The organism is Paraburkholderia lycopersici (assembly GCF_900096975.1).
Classification (GTDB): Bacteria; Pseudomonadota; Gammaproteobacteria; order Burkholderiales; family Burkholderiaceae; genus Paraburkholderia; species Paraburkholderia lycopersici.
This window is the reverse complement of the sequence record NZ_FMYQ01000013.1, coordinates 113,837-131,501: the sequence shown is the minus strand read 5'-3', so window position 1 is coordinate 131,501 and position 17,665 is coordinate 113,837. Positions and strand designations below refer to the sequence as shown.

General features: G+C 67.9%; 16 protein-coding genes and 1 pseudogene. 8 read left to right on the top strand and 9 right to left on the bottom strand.

Going from position 1 to position 17,665, the window contains the following annotated elements; all coding sequences use genetic code 11:
* Positions 1 to 45 precede the first annotated feature (45 nt).
* Positions 46 to 1,368, top strand: coding sequence for a TIGR00366 family protein (locus tag BLU17_RS16050; RefSeq protein ID WP_091998124.1), 1,323 nt, complete (start codon positions 46 to 48; stop codon positions 1,366 to 1,368).
* Between the two features lie 69 nt (positions 1,369 to 1,437).
* Here the strand turns inward: BLU17_RS16050 and BLU17_RS33835 are convergent, their stop codons facing one another.
* Together BLU17_RS33835 and BLU17_RS33830 are read right to left on the bottom strand one after the other, a co-directional pair.
* Positions 1,438 to 1,806, bottom strand: coding sequence for a DUF488 domain-containing protein (locus BLU17_RS33835; RefSeq protein ID WP_245746887.1), 369 nt, complete (start codon positions 1,804 to 1,806; stop codon positions 1,438 to 1,440).
* A 51-nt stretch (positions 1,807 to 1,857) separates the two neighbouring features.
* Positions 1,858 to 2,445 (bottom strand): annotated as a pseudogene (locus tag BLU17_RS33830) (uracil-DNA glycosylase family protein); the annotation flags it as partial.
* A 172-nt stretch (positions 2,446 to 2,617) separates the two neighbouring features.
* Here BLU17_RS33830 and BLU17_RS16040 point away from each other — a divergent pair.
* From BLU17_RS16040 to dld, 5 genes are all read left to right on the top strand, one after another.
* A complete protein-coding gene (locus BLU17_RS16040; protein WP_176929114.1) occupies positions 2,618 to 3,676 on the top strand; it encodes a patatin-like phospholipase family protein in 1,059 nt (352 codons plus the stop codon).
* Entirely contained in the window at positions 3,673 to 5,163 is a 1,491-nt protein-coding gene (locus BLU17_RS16035) for a GntP family permease (protein WP_091998120.1), read from the top strand. The genes BLU17_RS16040 and BLU17_RS16035 overlap by 4 nt, the downstream gene beginning before the upstream one ends.
* Positions 5,164 to 5,434: 271 nt before the next feature.
* Positions 5,435 to 6,979, top strand: a complete 1,545-nt coding sequence (gene hpnR / locus BLU17_RS16030) for a hopanoid C-3 methylase HpnR (protein WP_091998118.1) — start codon at positions 5,435 to 5,437, stop codon at positions 6,977 to 6,979.
* 149 nt (positions 6,980 to 7,128) lie between these two features.
* A complete protein-coding gene (locus tag BLU17_RS16025; RefSeq protein WP_091998116.1) occupies positions 7,129 to 8,028 on the top strand; it encodes a LysR family transcriptional regulator in 900 nt (299 codons plus the stop codon).
* Between the two features lie 125 nt (positions 8,029 to 8,153).
* Entirely contained in the window at positions 8,154 to 9,893 is a 1,740-nt protein-coding gene (gene dld / locus BLU17_RS16020; protein ID WP_091998114.1) for a D-lactate dehydrogenase, read from the top strand.
* A 55-nt stretch (positions 9,894 to 9,948) separates the two neighbouring features.
* On the opposite strand, the gene BLU17_RS16015 is transcribed toward dld, so the two are convergent.
* The 5 genes from BLU17_RS16015 to BLU17_RS15995 all read right to left on the bottom strand — a co-directional run bounded on the left by BLU17_RS16015 (position 9,949) and on the right by BLU17_RS15995 (position 14,367).
* Entirely contained in the window at positions 9,949 to 10,716 is a 768-nt protein-coding gene (locus BLU17_RS16015) for a DUF4410 domain-containing protein (RefSeq protein WP_091998222.1), read from the bottom strand.
* A gap of 189 nt (positions 10,717 to 10,905) precedes the next feature.
* Complete coding sequence (locus BLU17_RS16010; RefSeq protein ID WP_091998112.1) at positions 10,906 to 12,303, bottom strand: ATP-binding protein; 1,398 nt, start codon at positions 12,301 to 12,303, stop codon at positions 10,906 to 10,908.
* A complete protein-coding gene (locus BLU17_RS16005; protein WP_091998110.1) occupies positions 12,303 to 13,016 on the bottom strand; it encodes a response regulator in 714 nt (237 codons plus the stop codon). The genes BLU17_RS16010 and BLU17_RS16005 overlap by 1 nt, the downstream gene beginning before the upstream one ends.
* A 16-nt stretch (positions 13,017 to 13,032) precedes the next feature.
* Positions 13,033 to 13,347, bottom strand: a complete 315-nt coding sequence (locus BLU17_RS16000) for an EF-hand domain-containing protein (RefSeq protein WP_091998108.1) — start codon at positions 13,345 to 13,347, stop codon at positions 13,033 to 13,035.
* Positions 13,348 to 13,434: 87 nt separating this feature from the next.
* Positions 13,435 to 14,367: a hypothetical protein gene (locus BLU17_RS15995; RefSeq protein ID WP_091998106.1), complete on the bottom strand. Its 933-nt coding sequence runs from the start codon at positions 14,365 to 14,367 to the stop codon at positions 13,435 to 13,437.
* 284 nt (positions 14,368 to 14,651) lie between these two features.
* On the opposite strand from BLU17_RS15995, the gene BLU17_RS32420 reads away from it, so the two are divergent.
* On the top strand, positions 14,652 to 14,876 hold the full coding sequence (locus BLU17_RS32420) for a hypothetical protein (protein WP_143189266.1): 225 nt from the start codon (positions 14,652 to 14,654) through the stop codon (positions 14,874 to 14,876).
* Positions 14,877 to 14,934: 58 nt separating this feature from the next.
* Positions 14,935 to 15,651 (top strand): SDR family NAD(P)-dependent oxidoreductase, encoded by a 717-nt coding sequence (locus tag BLU17_RS15990; RefSeq protein WP_091998103.1) that lies wholly within the window; start codon positions 14,935 to 14,937, stop codon positions 15,649 to 15,651.
* A 47-nt stretch (positions 15,652 to 15,698) separates the two neighbouring features.
* Here the strand turns inward: BLU17_RS15990 and BLU17_RS33185 are convergent, their stop codons facing one another.
* Entirely contained in the window at positions 15,699 to 16,052 is a 354-nt protein-coding gene (locus BLU17_RS33185) for a hypothetical protein (protein ID WP_176929113.1), read from the bottom strand.
* Positions 16,053 to 16,142: 90 nt separating this feature from the next.
* Positions 16,143 to 17,642 (bottom strand): PepSY-associated TM helix domain-containing protein, encoded by a 1,500-nt coding sequence (locus BLU17_RS15980; RefSeq protein WP_091998101.1) that lies wholly within the window; start codon positions 17,640 to 17,642, stop codon positions 16,143 to 16,145.
* Positions 17,643 to 17,665 lie beyond the last annotated feature (23 nt).

Sequence of the window (17,665 nt, the reverse complement as noted above, 5' to 3'; positions counted from 1 at the left end):
AAAACAAGCGGCCGATTCCTATCAGCAGACGAGGAACAGACCACCGTGATTCAACGCATTTCCAGTTTCTTTACCGGCGTAGTGCATCGGATATTGCCGGACCCGCTTATCTTCGCCATTCTCTTGACCGTCGTGACCTTCGTGCTGGCGTTCGCGCTCACGCCGCAGCCGCCCGAAGCGCTCATCCTGATGTGGGGCTCGGGCTTCTGGAACCTGCTCGCGTTCGCGATGCAGATGGTCCTGATTCTCGTGACCGGGCATGCGCTGGCGAGCTCCGCACCCGTCAAGCGCATGCTGGTCGCGCTCGCGAGCTGCGCGCGCACGCCGGGCCAAGGCGTGATGCTCGTGGCGTTCGTGGGGGCGATCGCCTGCGCGATCAACTGGGGCTTCGGCCTCGTGCTCGGCGCGATGTTCTCGCGCGAAGTGGCGCGCCGCGTGCGCGGCACGGACTACCGGCTGCTCGTCGCCGCCGCGTACATGGGTTTTCTCACGTGGCACGGCGGGCTTTCCGGCTCGGTGCCGCTCGTCGCGGCCACGAAGGGCAACCCGATGGAAAAAGCCGTGGGACTGATTCCGGTCTCGCAGACCATCTTCACGGGTTATAACGCGTTCATCACGATCGGCCTGATCGTGCTGCTGCCGATTCTCGTGCGCCTCATGATGCCGAAGCCCGACGACGTCGTCTCGGTCGATCCCGCGCTGCTCGAAGACCCGCCGGGCGTCGAGCGCAAGCTCGGGCCCGGCGCGACCTTCGCCGAGCGCATCGAGGAAAGCCGTGCGCTCTCGCTTCTGGTGGCGGCGCTGTGCTTCGTGTTCCTTGGCTTTCGCTTTCACGCCAAAGGCTTCGCGCTCGACATCGACACCGTGAACCTTGTGTTCCTCGCCGCAGGCCTCGTGCTGCACAAGACGCCGATGGCCTACGCGCGCGCCGTGGCCGGCGCCGCGAAGGGCGCCTCGGGCATCATGATCCAGTTTCCGTTCTACGCGGGCATCCAGGCGCTCATGGACCACTCGGGGCTCGCGGGCGTCATCACGAAGTGGTTCGTCGATATCGCGAACGTGCACACGTTCCCGCTGCTCGTATTCCTCAGCTCGGCGCTGATCAACTTCGCGGTGCCTTCGGGCGGCGGCCATTGGGTCGTACAGGGGCCGTTCGTGATGCCGGCCGCGCAGGCGCTGGGCGCGGACCTCGGCAAATCGGCAATGGCGATCGCCTATGGCGAAGCGTGGACCAACATGGCGCAGCCGTTCTGGGCACTTCCGGCGCTCGCAATCGCGGGCCTCGGCGTACGCGACATCATGGGCTACTGCGTGACGACGCTGCTGTTCTCCGGCGTGGTGTTCGTCGCGGGGATGTATCTCTTCTGATGAGCGCAATGAGCGCGGCCATGGCGCGGCGACGTGCCCTGGCCGCACCAAATGCCGGGCAGGGCCCGCTCACTTGCGCTTCGACTGCTTCTCCAGATACTCGCGCAGCACGATCGCATGATTGCGCTCCGTGTCGTGCGAACCATAGAGCAGCGTGATGTGCCCTTCGGCGGCCGCTTCGGCGAGCGGCTGCCAGGCGTCCGGATTGGCGTCCAGCTCGGCCAGATAGCGCTTTCTGAATTCGGCCCACTGCGCCGGGTCCTTGTGGAACCACTGACGCAGCCCGGTGCTCGGCGCCACGTTCTTCAGCCACGCTACGTTCGCGAGCGCCTCCTTGCGCAGCCCCCGCGGCCACAGCCGGTCCACCAGAAAGCAGTGGCGCCCGCCCTCGGGCAGCGGCCCGTAGACACGCTGGATATCGATTGCCGGTTTCGTCATCGTCGAGTCCTTGTTAGCGGATTGCGCCTCTCGCGCCGTGTGTTTCGCGGGTGCGAGCAACGCGCCCACGCGTTCCTGCAAAGCCGGCAGCACGTCGTGCTCGAACCAGGGGTGGCGCTTGAGCCACGGCTGGTTGCGCGGCGACGGGTGCGGCAACGGCACGTAGTCGGGCGCGTACTCGCGCCATGCGGCGACGGTTTCGGTGAGCGACGGCTTGCGCCGGCCGCCGAGGAAGTGCCGCTGGGCGTACTGGCCGACCAGCAACGTGAGGCCCACGCCCTTCAACTGGTCGATGAGCTTTTCGTGCCAGAGCGGCGCGCATTCGGGGCGCGGCGGGTTGTCGCCGCCGCTGCCTCGACCCGGATAGCAGAACCCCATCGGTACGATCGCCACTCGCGCGACGTCGTAGAACGTTTCGCTGTCGATACCGAGCCACTCGCGCAGGCGTTCGCCGCTCGCGTCGTCCCAAGGGATGCCAGAGGCGTGGACCTTCGCGCCCGGCGCCTGGCCGACGATCAGGAGGCGTGCGGTGGCGCTCGCCTGCAGCACGGGGCGCGGGCCGAGCGGCAGCGCGTCCGCGCAGGCGCGGCAGGCCCGAATTTCTTCTAGCAGCGCGGGAAGCGGGAGAACAGTCGGCACGGCGCGGCGAAGGGAAAGGGCGGGAGAGCCAGTCTACCAAACGGAATATCTTTCGGCGGCCGGCGCCCAACCCTCGACATCGCAACTAACCGCCCTGTCGTGCGCCATCCTCGCGCGGCCGTTTGCGCTTTTCCTGTAACCTCGCCGGTGGTCGATCTGGAACGGAGCCGCAATGCCCGCTGAACCCGAGACGTCAAGCCGCGCGGCCCGCGCCGAGCCTTTGCTGGTCGACCTTGCACTGCAAGGCGGCGGCTCCCACGGCGCTTATACATGGGGCGTGCTGGACCGCTTGCTCGAAGAGCCGTGGCTGCAGATCGAAGGCATTTCCGGCACCTCGGCGGGTGCGATGAACGCGGCAGTGCTCGCGAGCGGCTATGCGGGCAGCGGTGTGGCCGGCGCGCGCGAGGCGCTCGCGCGTTTCTGGCGCCGCGTGGCAGACGGTGCGCGCTTCAGCCCGTTCCGGCGCGGTCCCATCGACATCCTGCTCGGCCGCTGGACGCTCGACCATTCGCCGATATTCGTCGCGCTCGACATGATGGCGCGCGTCGTTTCCCCCTACGACCTGAATCCCGCGAGCGTGAACCCGCTGCGCAGCATTCTCGTCGACACCATCGACTTCGACGCGCTGCGCAACTCGCGCATCAAGCTCTTCGTCACGGCCACGCGCGTCGCCAACGGTCAGGCGCGCGTGTTCCGCAACGCCGACCTCACGCCCGATGCGCTGCTCGCCTCCGCCTGCCTGCCCACGCTGTTCCAAGCTGTCGAGATCGACGGCGAGGCCTACTGGGACGGCGGCTATGTGGGCAATCCGACCATCTCGCCGCTCGTGCGCGAAACCGACTCGATCGACACGATCCTCGTGCAGGTGAATCCCGTCGAGCGCGCTGGCACGCCGCGCTCGGCGCGCGACATCGTCAACCGCGTGAACGAGATCGCGTTCAACTCGCCGCTCATCAAGGAGCTGCGCATGATGGCGCTGCTGCACAAGGTCGCCGACGCCGGCAGCGAGGAAGGCCGCCGATGGGCGCACATGCGCCTGCATCGCGTGCATAGCGCGAAGCTCGCCACGCTCGGCTCGTCGTCGAAGCTCAATGCCGAGTGGTCCTTCATCACGATGCTGCGCGACGAGGGCCGCCTCGTGGCCGAAGCGTTTCTCGCGCGGCACGGCGCGCAACTTGGCGTGGCCTCCACGTTCGATTTCGAAGCGCTCCTCGAAGGGGTGCTGAAATGAGCGCGGGCGCGCTGGCGCTCGGACTCGGAGGCATGCTGCTGAGCCTGACGCTGCTCATCTGGCTCGCGTATCGCGGCTGGAGCGTGCTCCTGCTCGCGCCGCTGTGCGCCATGCTGGCCGCGCTCGTCTCCGGCGAGCCCGTGCTCGCGCACTGGACGCAGACCTTCATGTCGAGCACGGGCCGCTTTCTCGCGCAGTTTTTCCCGTTGTTCCTGCTCGGCTCGCTGTTCGGCAAGCTGATGGAGGACAGCGGTTCGGTGGACGCCGTGGCGCGCTTCATGATCGACAGGCTCGGCACGCGCCACGCGCTCGTGGCCGTGGTGCTGGGCGGCGCGCTCGTCACCTACGGCGGCGTGAGCCTGTTCGTGGCGTTCTTCGTGCTCGCGCCGATGGCGCAGGCGCTCTTTCGTTCCGCCGATATTCCGCGCCGGCTGATGCCGGCCGCGATCATGCTCGGCACCGCGACCTTCACGATGTCGGCGCTGCCCGGCACGCCGGCGCTGCAAAACGCGATTCCGATGCCGTTTTTCGGGACGACGCCATTCGCCGCGCCCGGCCTCGGCGTGGTCGCGAGCCTCGTGATGGCGGGCTTCGGCCTCTGGTGGCTCGGGCGCGCGGCGGCGGCGGCGCGGCGCAACGGCGAGGGCTTCGTCGAGCCCGACCACGGCGGCGCCGAAGACGAGGATCGCGGCAAGTCGGGACTCGTGCGCGAGCGCGCAACGCTCGCGCAAGCCTTCGACCCCGCCGAGATCGTCAACGGCGCGGCTGCGTCGGACTACGCCGGGCCGCCGTCGCCGTTCGTCGCGCTCGCGCCGCTCGTGGTCGTCGTGGCGATGAACTTCGTGATGAACGTCGTGGTGTTTCCGCACATCGACGCCACCTATCTGGCCGAACCGCGTTGGGGGGCGACCACGCTCTCGGCCGTGGCGGGCGTGTGGGGCGTTTCGGTGGCGCTCGCGCTCGGCATCATCGTGCTGGTGGCGTTGAACCGAGGGCGGCTGGGCGCGCTGCGCGAGAGCGTCGATGCCGGCGCCAACGCCTCGGTGCTGCCCGTGTTGAGCGTGGGCAGCCTCGTCGGCTACGGTGCCGTGATCGCGGCGCTGCCCGCGTTCGAAGTCGTGCGCGACTGGGTGCTCGGCATCGGCGGCGGGCCGCTCGTCTCGCTCGCCGTCGCCACTAACCTGCTGGCCGGCCTGACGGGCTCCGCTTCGGGCGGTCTGACCATCGCGCTCGACGCGCTAGGCGGCACCTACATGCGGCTCGCCGCCGAGCATGGCATCGATCCCGCGCTGCTGCACCGCGTTGCCGTGATGTCGTCGGGCACGCTCGACAGCCTGCCGCACAACGGCGCCGTGGTGACGCTGCTGGCCGTGTGCGGCTCGACGCATCGCGAGAGCTATCGCGATCTCGTGGTAGTGAGCATCGTCGGCGCGCTCATCGCGCTGGCTGTGGTGATCGTGCTCGGGTCGCTGTTCGGCAGTTTCTGACGCGCCTGACCGCGCGGCGGCAGCAATGCGCGAACGCGCGTAGACTTTCGCGAAGCAGCAGTGTCGAGGCGCGAGGCTCGCGCCGTCTCCGGCGGGCGTCAACGGCGCCCGGCAGTCCCGGCGCGTGCTGCGCGTTGCGATAACGGCGTCTCTTCGCTCGACAACCCGTTACCCGATTGCGCGCACGCGGCCACCCCCGTGAACGACCGTGAGCGTCCGGCCCTCCGCGCTGCTATGCCGCGTCGGGGCAGGCGTCTCGCAAGGAGGCTTCATGAGATTGCTTGCTGTCCACCCGAGCGGACTGATGTACACGCGCGTGTTCCTGCGGCTCGAGCCGCTGGGTCTCGAATCGGTCGCCGGCACCGCGCGCGACGCCGGCCATGACGTGAGGCTCATCGACCTGCAGGTCGAGACGCACCGCGACCTCATGCGCATGGTGCGCAACTGGCAACCCGAGGCGCTCTGCTTTTCGGGCAATTATCTGGCGAACATTCCCGAGATCATCGATCTTTCGAAGGCCGTGAAGGCCGTGTTGCCCGCGTGCTTCGTGTTCGTGGGCGGGCACAGCGTGTCGTTCACGGTGCACGATCTGCTGCGTCATGCCGAAGGCGCGATCGACTGCGTGCTGCGCGGCGAAGGCGAAGCTTCGGTGAACGCGCTGCTCGAAGCGGTGGCGCGCGGCGGCGACCTGCTCGCGGTGCCCGGCGTCGTGACGACCGAGGGATCGGGGCCGCCGCCGCGCTTTGTCGAAAACCTCGATCCCATACGGCCCGCGCGCGACCTGCTGCGCCATCGGCGCAAGTATTTCATCGGCACGCTCGATCCCTGCGCCTCCATCGAATTCGCGCGCGGCTGCCCGTGGGACTGCACGTTCTGCAGCGCGTGGACGTTCTATGGGCGCAGCTACCGCACGCGCAGCCCCGAAGTCGTCGTGGACGAACTGGCGGCGCTGCGCGAGCCCGGCGTGTTCATCGTCGACGATGTGGCCTTCGTGCACGCCGAGCACGGCATGGCGATAGGCGAGGCGATCAAGCGGCGCGGCATCAAGAAGCGCTATTACCTGGAGACGCGCGGGGACGTGCTCCTGCGCAACAAGGACGTGTTCCGGCTGTGGGAGTCCATTGGCCTGAAGTACATGTTCCTGGGTCTGGAGGCGATCGACGAGGAGGGGCTCAAGGCGTTTCGCAAGCGCATCAGCCTCGACCGCAATTTCGAGGCGCTCGAGTTCGCGCGCTCGCTCGGCATCACGGTGGCGATCAACCTGATCGCCGATCCGGACTGGGACCGCGCGCGCTTCGAGACGATCCGGCAGTGGTGCCTGGAGATCCCCGAGATCGTCAACATCAGCGTGAACACGCCGTATCCGGGCACGGAGAACTGGCAGCGCGAGGCGCGCCGCCTTACGAGCCTCGACTATCGTCTTTACGACATCCAGCACGCCGTGGTGCCGACGAGGCTGCCGCTGCCGGAGTTCTACGCGGAGCTCGTGCGCACGCAGCAGGTGCTCAACCGCAAGCATCTGGGATGGACGGCGCTGCGCGGCGCCGCGGGGCAGGCCACGCGCCTGCTGCTGCGCGGCCAGACCAATTTCGTGCGCATGCTGTGGCGCTTCAACTCGGTGTTCGATCCGCGCCTGCAGATGGCCGATCACGCGCGCGAGGTCCGCTACGAGATGACGCCGCCGCCCGCCATGAGCGGCGCCCCGCAGATGGATATGAAAAGCGTCTACATTCATGGCCCGACCGGCCGCAAGGGCCGCAAGATCGACGACGCCACGGAGAAGTTCGTCGACGAGACACGCGTGGGTCTAGGCTGACTCGCGGCGCGTTCGCCTTACGGCCGAGGTGCCGGCTGCACGCCGCGCCGTCATGATGCAATACCGGTTGCGCGCGCGTTACGCCTTCGGGTTGGACGCGCGCGCACGGCAGGTTCACAATCCACCGGTCGCATCAAGACGAAAAAGGTATGGAATTCCGGCAACTACGCTACTTTCTCGCCGTCGCGGAGTACCTGCATTTCAGCGAGGCCGCGAACTTTCTCGGCATTGCGCAGCCGCCGCTCAGCCAGCAGATCCTCAAGCTCGAAAAGGAAATCGGCACGCGGCTCTTCATCCGCCACTCGCGGCGCGTCGAGCTGACCGAGGCTGGGCGGCTCTTTCGCGAGCGCGCGCAACGAATCGTCGACGACGCGGATCTGGCGCTTGCGGAGGCGCAAAATGCCGGGCGCGGCGAGACCGGCCGGCTCGTACTGGGCTTTGCGGGCTCCACGGTGTTTCATCCGCTCGTCGCAACCGTGCTGCAGCGCTATCGCGGCGCGTATCCCGGCGTCGTGATCGGTTGCGAGGAGAGCAACAGTTCCGTGCTGCTCGATCGCGTGAGCGACGCGAAAGTGGACGCGGCGTTCGTGCGCTTGCCGCTCGATTGCCGCGGGCTCGCCACGCAGCCGCTCGTGGAGGAGGACGTGCTGGCCGTGCTGCCGCCGCGCCATCGGCTCGCGCGCCGCCGCAGCCTCGCGCTCGGCGAACTCGCCGGCGACCCGCTCATTCTGTTTCCTCGCTCGATCGGCCCCGATCTCTACGACTCGATCATCAGCGCGTGCCACGCAGCGGGCTTCAACCCGGTCATCAGCATGGAGTCGCCGCAGATTTCCTCGACGGTCAACATGGCGGCGGCGGGCTTCGGCGTCACGCTGATCCCTTCGTCGATGCGGCAGATTCAGGCCAAGGGCGTGACGTATCACGACCTGAAGGGCGGCACGCTGCATACCACCATTGCGCTCGTGCATCGTCCGCGCGAAAAGGCGCCCACGGTGCAGAACTTCGTGCGCATAGTGCGCGAGGCGGCGCGCCATGCGACGCAGGGTTGATTCTGCCGGGCGCACCGCGATCTATACGTTTTTCGTCTTGTTCGAGCGTGATGGCGATATTGGACGTAATGAGTCGCGGGTTTTATGCTTGAAGGTCTCACGCTTTTTTTGCAGGAGCCTTTCGCATGTCCACCGTCATCGGGCGCGCCGCCTCGTCCAACACGGGGCGCGAGTCGCTCATCGCGTCTTTGCACGCCGTTGTCGGTCGCCAGCATGTGCTGACCGGTGACGAAGCCACACGGCGCTATCGCAAGGGCTTTCGCTTCGGCGAGGGCAAGGTGGCGGCCGTCGTGAAACCCGGTACGCTCGTCGAGCAGTGGCGCGTGCTGCAGGCCTGCGTCGCCGCGAATGCGATCGTCATCTCGCAGGCCTCGAACACGGGGCTCACAGGCGGTTCCACGCCCGACGGCGACGACTACGACCGCGAGGTCGTGATCGTCAGCATGACGCGCATGCGCAAGGTCTACGTGATCGACGGCGGCAAGCAGGTGGTCTGCCTGCCCGGTTCGACGCTCGATCAACTGGAGCAGACGCTCAAGCCGCTCGGGCGCGAGCCGCATTCGGTGATCGGCTCGTCGTGCATAGGCGCTTCGGTGGTTGGCGGCGTCTGCAACAACTCGGGCGGCTCGCTCGTGCGGCGCGGCCCCGCCTACACGGAGATGACCGTTTTCGCGCGGATTGACGCAACCGGCAGCCTGAGTCTCGTGAACCACCTCGGCATCCGCCTCGGCGAGACGCCTGAAGACGTGCTCGGCCGCCTCGATCGCGGCGAACTGCCCGAAGCGGACATCCAGCACGACGCGGGCGCGGCCTCCGACCACGGTTACGCCGGGCACGTGCGCGACATCGACGCCGCCACGCCCGCGCGCTACAACGCCGACCCGCTGCGCCTGCACGAGTCCGCCGGCTCGGCGGGCAAGGTGATGGTGTTCGCAGTGCGGCTCGACACGTTTCCGATCGAACGCGGCGCGAAGGTGTTCTATATCGGCACGAACGAGACGGCCGAGTTGACGGACCTGCGCCGCGACATACTCGGCAAGTTCTCGAAGCTGCCGATTGCCGGCGAATATCTGCATCGAGACGCTTTCGATATTGCCGAACGCTACGGCAAGGACATGTTCCTCTTGATCCAGCATCTCGGCACGCAGCGGCTGCCCGCGTTGTTCGCCTTCAAGAGCCGCTGCGACGCGTTGTTCGAGCGGCTGCCGTTCATGCCCGCGCACGCCACCGACCGCATGATGCAGGCCGTGAGCCAGTGCTTTCCCAGCCATCTGCCCGCGAGGCTCAAGGACTACCGGCAGCGCTATGAGCATCATCTGATGCTCAAGGTATCGGCCGATATGGTGGACGAGACCCGCCACTACCTGAACGCGTTTTTCGGCGTGGCTAGCGGCGACTTCTTCGAATGTACCGATGAAGAGGGCAGCAAGGCGTTTCTCCATCGCTTCGCGGCGGCGGGCGCGGCGGTGCGCTATCGCGCGGTGCATGGCGACGAAGTGGAGGACATCGTCGCGCTCGACATCGCGTTGCGGCGCAACGATCGCGAATGGTTCGAGCGGTTGCCGGAGGCCGTGGAAAAGCCCATCGCGATCAAGCTCTATTACGGGCATTTCCTTTGCCACGTATTTCATCAGGACTACATCGTGCGCAAGGGGAACGATTGCCTCGCACTCGAACATGAGATGTGGAAACTGCTCGACGCGCGCGGCGCCGAATATCCGGCCGAGCACAATGTGGGTCATCTCTACTATGCGAAGCCCGCGCTGAAGGCGTTTTACGAAAGCCTCGACCCCTGCAACTGCTTTAATCCTGGCATCGGGCATACGTCGAAGTTCGCGCGTTATAGCGAGTCTCCGGCGGAGTGAGCAAAAGGCGGCGACGGTTTCTAACCGCCTCCGCGCCGTGTCGAACGCAATCCGCTTAGCTCTTCGCCGCCGTTGCCATCCAGCCGTTTTGCGTGCTGACCTGTGCGACTTCCTTCGCGATCGAGTGGGCCAGCTTGCCGGCGTCGGCCGAGAGCGTGTCATGCTTCGCCTCCGAAGCGCCGTGCAGGCCGCCGCCCGCCACCGCAGCCGTCGCGATATGACCCGCCGCCGCGCCCACGCCCGCCGTTTCCGCCATGCCGGGCATGTAGCCGCTGTCCGCCTTCGCCTCGAAGCTCATGAGCGGTTGCGGCATGCCGCCGCTGGCCGGCTGGAACAGCAGCGCGATCGTCGCGCCGACTTCGCTCTTGCCGGCTCCGAGGCCGACGAGCATGCGTCGGCGGCTGCTGCCCGCATCCATCGCATCGATATGGCCTTCCACGATCAGTGCGTCGCGGCCAGCGGGCGCGGGGCCGTCCATGCGCACGGCGGGCAGGCCCATCTTCTGGAGTTCGCTTACGAGTTGATCGGCGAGACGCTCGCGCGTTTGCAGCGCGGCCTGCTGTTGCCGTTGCGCTGGCGATTCGCCGTTCGCCATCGTCTCGAGCTTATGCAGCATGCCGGTGCTGTCGAGCTGTACCTGGCCCGCGGCCGCGTCGAATGCAACGACGTAGATCACGTCGGCGTGCAGTTGCGGCAGCGGGCCGTTCGTTTGCACGGTGGTCGCGGCCGATGCGCAAGCGCTGGCGACGAGCGCCCCGGCGAGGAACGCGGTGCCCGCAATGCGCCTGGCCTTGTTGACGAGGAAGTGGATGAGCGTGTTCATGTCGGTGTCCGTCCGTTGCCTGAAAGGATGTTTCATCTCCGCCGATACCCGCTTCATTGAGGATGGCGAACTATCTACCGTGGTGCATGGAGGTTTGCGCTTCGGGTTGCCTCATTCCGTTGCTCGGCTCAGGCGCAAGTATGGGCGGTAGGACGCGCGAAATCCACGCGCAAGTTATGTCGATTCATGTCATGCGCGCGGGGTTTGCGACGCGGTGTCGCTGCCCGCGGAAAGCGGGTGGAGCGGCAGGCGCACGACGGCTTCGAGGCCGCCGCCTTCGCGGTCGCGGAACGTGAGCGAGCCGCCGTGCAGCCGCGCGATCCGGTCGACGATGGCTAGCCCGAGGCCCGAGCCGCCCGAATGCGTGCGGGCGTTCGCGCCGCGGCTGAAGGGCGATTTCAGACGCTCCAGTTCCGCTGCGCGTATGCCGCTGCCGCGGTCGGCAATGGCCACGCAGGCGGCGCTCGCGTCGCGCCACGTGCGGATCGAGAGCCCGGTGCGGCCATAGTTTGCGGCGTTCTGCATCAGATTCATCAGCAGACGCATAACGGCAATGGGCCGGAACTCGAACATCGGCAAGTCGCCTTCCTCGAACTCGAATTCGTGCCCGAGCCCGGCAAAATCGGCGACGAGCTGCCCCGCGAGCGCGTTGAGATCGCCGGGCTGCGGTGTCTCGCGCTCGCCGCTGCCGGCGTAATCCATGAACTGCTGGAGGATCGTGTCGATCTGGTCGAGATAACTCCCGGAAGACGCGACGAGCGCATCGTTGCTGCCGCGCGGCAAGGCCATGGCGATCGCGAGGCGCAGCTTCGTGAGCGGCGTGCGGATGTCGTGCGACACGCCGGCCAGCATCAGCGCGCGCGTGGCCTCGGCCTGTTGCAGCGCTTCGGTCATCTGGTTGAATGCCCGGCTCACCTGAGCGATTTCGGTTGGACCGTCAACGGGTAGCGGCGGGGGCGTTTCGCCGGCGCTCACGCGCCGCGCCGCGCGCGCGAGCTTGCGCAGCGGCAGGTTGATATGACGCTGCAGCAGATAACCCGTCAAGGCCGCGAGCAGCGCGAGCGCCGCGCAGAGCCACAATGCGGTGGTGATGCCGCTCGCGCGCGCGTCGGCGGTCATGGGCAGCGCGATCCACACGGGCTTGCCCGCCGCGTGGATGCGAATCCACAGGCGTTCCTGCGCGGTGTCGCCATTCGCCGCGCGCTCGATCTCGTCGTGGCTGGCGTCCCAGCGCACCAGCAGGTCGGCGGGCAGGTTGCGTTGCAGCGCTTCGACGAACATGTCGCGCTGCCAGGCGCGGAAAAAGTCTATGAGACGCGGGTGCGTTTCGGCTGCTACTTGCGGCGGCGGTGCGCTGCGTGCGTCGAGGCGCGCGGCGGCCGCGCGGCCTTCGTCCGGCGGCATGGATGCGAGCGCGGCGTCGAGCAGCTTCACATAATCGGCGAAGATGACCGACGCGCGCTCGATGCGCGGGCGCTGCACGAAATGCAGCAGCACGGTGAGCGAGCAGATCTGCGAGAGCGCGACGAGCGCCACCAGCAGCGCGATATTGCGCGAAAGCAGCGAGCGCGGCAGCCGGAAGCGCATTACGGTTCGACGCCGGCCACCAGCATGTAGCCGATGCCCCAGACGGTCTTGATGAAGCGCGGCCTGGCGGGATCGTCTTCGACGATCTGGCGCAGGCGCAGGATCTGCACGTCCACGCTGCGGTCTAGCGCGTTGTGGTCGCGCCCGCGCGCGCGGGCAAGCAGGTTTTCGCGGCTCACGGCGCGGTTCGGCGAGGACCCGAGCGCGTGGAGCAGCAGCATCTGCGCCGAGTGCACTTCGACGGGCGCGCCGCCGCGATAGAGCGTTTGTTTGGCGACGTCGAAGCTGAAGTCGCCGAAGCGCAGGATCTGCGAGGTGACCGTGGGCTCGCCGGAAGCCATTTTCTGGCGGCGCAGCAGCGCGCGAACGCGCGCGACTAGTTCGTCGGGAAGAAACGGCTTGGCGAGGTAGTCGTCGGCGCCGGTTTCGAGGCCGATCACCTTGTCGGCGGCATCGCCCTTCGCGGTGAGCATGAGAATCGGCAGCGTCTGGCCTTCGGCGCGCAGACGCCGGCATACCGCAAGGCCGTCTTCGGGCTCCATCATAAGATCGAGCACGAGAAGGTCGTAGGGCTCGCGCTGGAGCAGACGGTCAAGGCGCTTGCCGTCGGCGACCGCTCGGACTTCGAAGCCCTGGCCCGTGAGGAAGCGCTGCAGCATGTTGCGCAGTTCGGCCTCGTCGTCGAGCACGATGATTCGGTTTGCCTGCTCCATGGACCGCCTCCGGCGTTCATCGGGCTGCTGCGCGCGCTCGCATGAAGTCCTCGATCTGCGCGAGGGTGACGAAGCCGGCCTTTTGCGTGTCGATTTCGTCGAAGTGCTGCGCGACCCGCGGCATGCCGGCCTGTGCCTGCTCGCGCGTGAGCTTGCCGTCGTGCGTCGTGTTAGCGGCGGCAAAGCGGCTTTGCACCTGCGCCATCATGCGTTCGAGGCGCGCGTTGCCGCGCGTTCCATTCGCCGCTCCGGGCGGGGTCTGCGCCGAGGCGGGCACCGAAACCGCTGCTGCAACGATACACAAAACGAAGGCTGCGATCATCTTCTTCATAGTGTTCTCCGTGAGATGGCCGACACAGATTGGCGGCCGGTCGATAGCGCGAATGCGGCTGGGCAAGCGGCGGGTGCCGGCGAAGGTTCAAGCCCAATGGGCGGGCACCCATACTTGGCCGGCCCAGTGGCCCGGAACCCAGACGGCGGGGCGCGGCGCGATGTACACGGCGCGCGGCAGCGGCCGGGCCACGTAGACGACATTCGGCGCGGGCGGCGCGACGTAAATGGTCTTCGGCGCGGGCGCGACAACGACCGTTTTCGGCGCGGGCGGCGGCAGGGCGACGTACACGGCGGGGCCGGGCGGCGGCATCACGACGACCGGCGCGGCAACCGGCGCCGGCGCGGGCACGACGGCAGCCGTGGCGCCGACCGCGGTGACCGTGCCGACGCGCACGACCGTCGCGCCGCCGGTGGAAACCGTGCCGCCGTGGACAACGGTGGTGCCGCCGCTCGTCGTCACCACGCCGGTCCCGACGCCCGTCGCGCTGCCGGAGTGATAGACGGTGCCGCCCCCGGTGCCCGTGACGGTGCCCGAACGCGAGCAGGTCTCGCCCGCACAGGCGGTGGCCGCCGAATGGCTGTAGGTGTTGCCGTTGCCCGTCGTGACGGTGCCCGTCGACGAGTACTGGCCCGGCGCCGTGCGCGTCACGCTGCCCGAGGTGCTTGCGCTGCGGCCTCCGGAACCGTCGAGCGAGCCGGTGTGCGAGCAGGTGCCGTTCGCGCAGTTCGTATCGCCCGAATGCTGAACCGAGCGGCCATTGGGGCCGTAGGCCGTGCCGCTGTTGCTAAACTGGCCCGGCGCGGTGCGCGTGATGGAGCCGGTGCTGGTCGCGACGCCTCCCCAGGGACCGACCACGCCGCCTGCATGCGTGCAGGTGCCGCCGCCGCAGGAACCGTAGTGTGCGCCGTTGTACGTACCGTGCGCCGTGTAGGCCGTGCCGTGGCCGGACCAGCCGGCGAAGGCGGGGGCGCTGGCAAAGCCGATGAGCGCGGCGGCGACGAGGGGGAGCGTTTTCATCAGAGGTCCTTGCGGTTCGTTTCGGGGGCGCGCTGCGCTGTGCCAGCGGGACGAACTATAGGATTCTCTTTCGCTCGAGTCGCGTCATAAAAGATGTCGCGGCGTTACACGGTGCAGGCCACTTCCACGGGTGGCCCCGTGCATACGCGGCCGCGCGCGCTTCGCAGCGTTTCGTGCGCCGGGCCGCGTGACATACCGCGACATATCCTGGGCGTGGTTTTACCTTCACCGCGCGAGGCGCACACATTCGCACATGGCCCACCCGGCTCGTCGCAGGGAAAATCATGTTCCATGGCGCTATTTATCGGCTCGCTCACGGCGTATTCACGGCGGAGGACGTCTGGACCGCCGTGCGCAATGTCCTCGAGCCGCCAGGCTGGCGCGCGGACGGCAACGGCGACACCACCGAAGACCTTCGCAGGCGGCATGCATCCGCGGCGGTGCGCGCAGCGCCCAGGGCACGCGTCGTTGCGAGCCCCGAAGTTGATGGAAGGTCCCCGCTCGCGTAACGTGGCGCCAGCGGCGCTGGTCCGGATCGCCGCATCGAAACAAGGTAAGGAAAGGACGATGAGCACGGAAAGCGGGTTGAACGGCAAGGTGGTCGCGATTACGGGCGGCTTCGGCAGCCTCGGCATGGCCACGGCGCAACTGCTTGCCGAACGCGGCGCCCGCGTGGCGCTGATCGGCCGGGGCGCCGCGCCCGATGACGCCGCGCTGCCCGCGGCGCTTGCGGGCGCACTGTGCCTCGCCGGCGTCGATCTCGTCGACGCGCAGGCCGCGCAGTCGGCGTTCGGCACGTTGCACGAGCGGTCGGGCGGACTCGATGCGCTCGTCAACGTGGCGGGTGCGTTCCGCTGGGAGACCCTCGGCGAGGGCGATGCGCGCACGTGGGACCTGATGTTCGAGCTGAACGTGAAGACGACGCTCAATGCCTCGAAGGCGGCGCTGCCTTATCTGCTGAAAAACGGCGCGGGGCGCGTCGTGAACATCGGCGCGGGCGCGGGGTTCAAGGCGGGGCGCGGCATGGGCGCCTATTCGGCAGCGAAGGCGGGCGTGGCGCGCTTGACGGAGGCGCTCGCGGAGGAAGTGAAGGACAGCGGCGTGACCGTGAACGCGATACTGCCGGGCATCATCGATACGCCACGGAATCGCGCCGACATGCCTGATGCCGATTTCACGCGATGGGTGCAGCCGCGCGAGATCGCCGCCGTGATTGCGTTCCTGCTAGGCGCGGACGCACAGGCGATTACAGGGGCGCTGATTCCCGTCAGCGGGCGAATGTAAAGCGCGGCGCTGCGGATTGCGCTGCGCAGGGCCGCCGGAACGGTGCGCTAATGGCCATGGCCGCCGCCGTGCCCCATGCCCGTTCCGCCGCCCTGCCAGGTGCCGCCGCCACCGCCATGCCAGCCGCCGCCGTGGCCCCCATGGCCCCCGTGCCCGCCGCCGCCGTGCCACCCGTGATACCCACGGTAGTAGCAGCACCCGCCCCCCCAGATCGCGATGCCGCCATAACCCGCGCCGAAATAACCAGGGTAATAGCCATATCCGTAGTTGTACGGGTAGCCGTAATAGTCGGGATAGCCGTATCCGTACCCGTAATCGTAGTAGGGGTAGCCTGGATATGGGGCGACGGCGCAGCCAGCGAGAGCCGCCGCCAGCGCCAGTGCCGAAATAAGCCGCAACACGATGATGATCTCCGGAGATAAACGTTTGAAACCGGAAGACGCTGCCAGGTTCAGACGCAATTGTGTCCGCAGATTACCGCAGCGCGGCCGTTAGGATGAAGGCCGCCTCTTCGCACGGCCGAAGACGGCGCGGTCGAGCAACCAGACCACCGCGATCGTCGCGCCCATCAGCGGGAATACGACACCGAGCAGCACGAGGCCGCCCTTCCAGGCGCGCAACGGCGGCGCGGCGCGCTCGCGTGGCGGGGCGCCAGCGAGGAGTGCGCCGTTCGCTCGCGCGGGCCGGCGCATCCACCACATCGCGAAGCCGGTCACCGCGAGCGCGGCGAGACCCAGCGAGATCGCCGCGCAGATCAACTGGTTCGCGAGGCCGAAGTAGCGGCCCATGTGCAGCGACGTGCCGTACGAAATCGCCTGTGAAACCGCGCCGTAGTCCTCATAGCGAATGTCCTTGAGCACGGCGCCGCTGTACTGGTCGATATAGACCGTGCGCTCCGCTTTCGGGTCGGGCGGAAAGTAAGAGACCGTGTAGACGCCAACGGGCGTGGCGGGCAACACGATGTCGTATCCATCGCGCACGCCGGAATCGCGCATCTGGGCGACCACCTTGTCGAGCGTCCAGCGGCGCGGCGTGCCCGGCGCGGGCGCTTCGGGCGAGCGCGGCACGGGAACCGCGCCCACGGCCCAGGGGACGTTGGGCAGCGGCATGTCGTCCATCACCATGCCCGGCATCGACGACGTGTCGTGGCCCGCGTGTTCCGCATGCGGATCGGGCCCCGCGTGGCGCGTGGCCGCCGCAGGCGCGCCCGGCAGCGCCGACTTCAGTGCGAGGCCGCCGCCCCACGCGCCGCGCGGCGCGCCGAGGCTCGCGCGCGTGGCGAGCGCCTTGAACTGTTTGCCCCATGAGCCCGTCCAGGGCAGGCCGCTCAGCACGAACGCGAGCGAGCCCGCGGCGAGCCAGATGCCGAGGCTCGCATGCACGCTCTTCCAGAACGGGCGCCCATGGGCGCCGGCGCGAGGCAGCAACGCGGCGCGCCATGACGTGCCCGCGCGCGGCCACCAGAGCGCGACGCCTGTGCCGATCATCACGAGTGTCCAGCAGGCGGCCAGTTCCATCAGCAGCTCGCCAGGCTTGCCGAGCAGAAGCTTGCGATGCAGCATGCGGTCCACCTGCATGAAGCGGCGATCGACGTCGAGCGTGCCGAGCACCGCGCCGTCGTAGGGATTCACATAGACGCTTTCCTTGGTCCCTCCGGGCAGCGCGAAAACGAATTCGGCGCTGCGCGCCGGGTTGGCTTCGACATGCGCGCGCAGCGCCCGCGCTGCGGGGGGCAGCGCCGTGCGCGCGCGGGCCAGCAGCGCATCCAGGGGCAGACGCGGCGCGGCCACGGGTGCGACGACGAGCCGGTGCGGGTAGAGCAGCGGCTCGATCTGTGGCTGGAAACAATAGATCGTGCCTGTTATGGCGAGCACGAGCAGCAAGGGCATGACGAACAGCCCCGCGTAGAAATGCCAGCGCCACAGCGTGCGGTAACCGGGCTGAGCGGCGCGGGTGGGCGGCGCGCTCACGGGGTTGGATATCGTGGACATGGGGTGCTCCTTGTCGAGCCGGC

Bases quoted from the DNA above. Each gene is read 5' to 3' on its own strand.
- dld (WP_091998114.1), top strand. From the start codon at position 8,154: ATGTCCACCGTCATCGGGCGCGCCGCCTCGTCCAACACGGGGCGCGAG.
- BLU17_RS16040 (WP_176929114.1), top strand. From the start codon at position 2,618: ATGCCCGCTGAACCCGAGACGTCAAGCCGCGCGGCCCGCGCCGAGCCT.
- BLU17_RS16015 (WP_091998222.1), bottom strand. From the start codon at position 10,716: ATGAACACGCTCATCCACTTCCTCGTCAACAAGGCCAGGCGCATTGCG.
- BLU17_RS16035 (WP_091998120.1), top strand. From the start codon at position 3,673: ATGAGCGCGGGCGCGCTGGCGCTCGGACTCGGAGGCATGCTGCTGAGC.
- BLU17_RS15995 (WP_091998106.1), bottom strand. From the start codon at position 14,367: ATGAAAACGCTCCCCCTCGTCGCCGCCGCGCTCATCGGCTTTGCCAGC.
- BLU17_RS15980 (WP_091998101.1), bottom strand. From the start codon at position 17,642: ATGTCCACGATATCCAACCCCGTGAGCGCGCCGCCCACCCGCGCCGCT.
- hpnR (WP_091998118.1), top strand. From the start codon at position 5,435: ATGAGATTGCTTGCTGTCCACCCGAGCGGACTGATGTACACGCGCGTG.
- BLU17_RS16000 (WP_091998108.1), bottom strand. From the start codon at position 13,347: ATGAAGAAGATGATCGCAGCCTTCGTTTTGTGTATCGTTGCAGCAGCG.
- BLU17_RS16005 (WP_091998110.1), bottom strand. From the start codon at position 13,016: ATGGAGCAGGCAAACCGAATCATCGTGCTCGACGACGAGGCCGAACTG.
- BLU17_RS33835 (WP_245746887.1), bottom strand. From the start codon at position 1,806: ATGACGAAACCGGCAATCGATATCCAGCGTGTCTACGGGCCGCTGCCC.
- BLU17_RS16025 (WP_091998116.1), top strand. From the start codon at position 7,129: ATGGAATTCCGGCAACTACGCTACTTTCTCGCCGTCGCGGAGTACCTG.
- BLU17_RS15990 (WP_091998103.1), top strand. From the start codon at position 14,935: ATGAGCACGGAAAGCGGGTTGAACGGCAAGGTGGTCGCGATTACGGGC.
- BLU17_RS16010 (WP_091998112.1), bottom strand. From the start codon at position 12,303: ATGCGCTTCCGGCTGCCGCGCTCGCTGCTTTCGCGCAATATCGCGCTG.
- BLU17_RS32420 (WP_143189266.1), top strand. From the start codon at position 14,652: ATGTTCCATGGCGCTATTTATCGGCTCGCTCACGGCGTATTCACGGCG.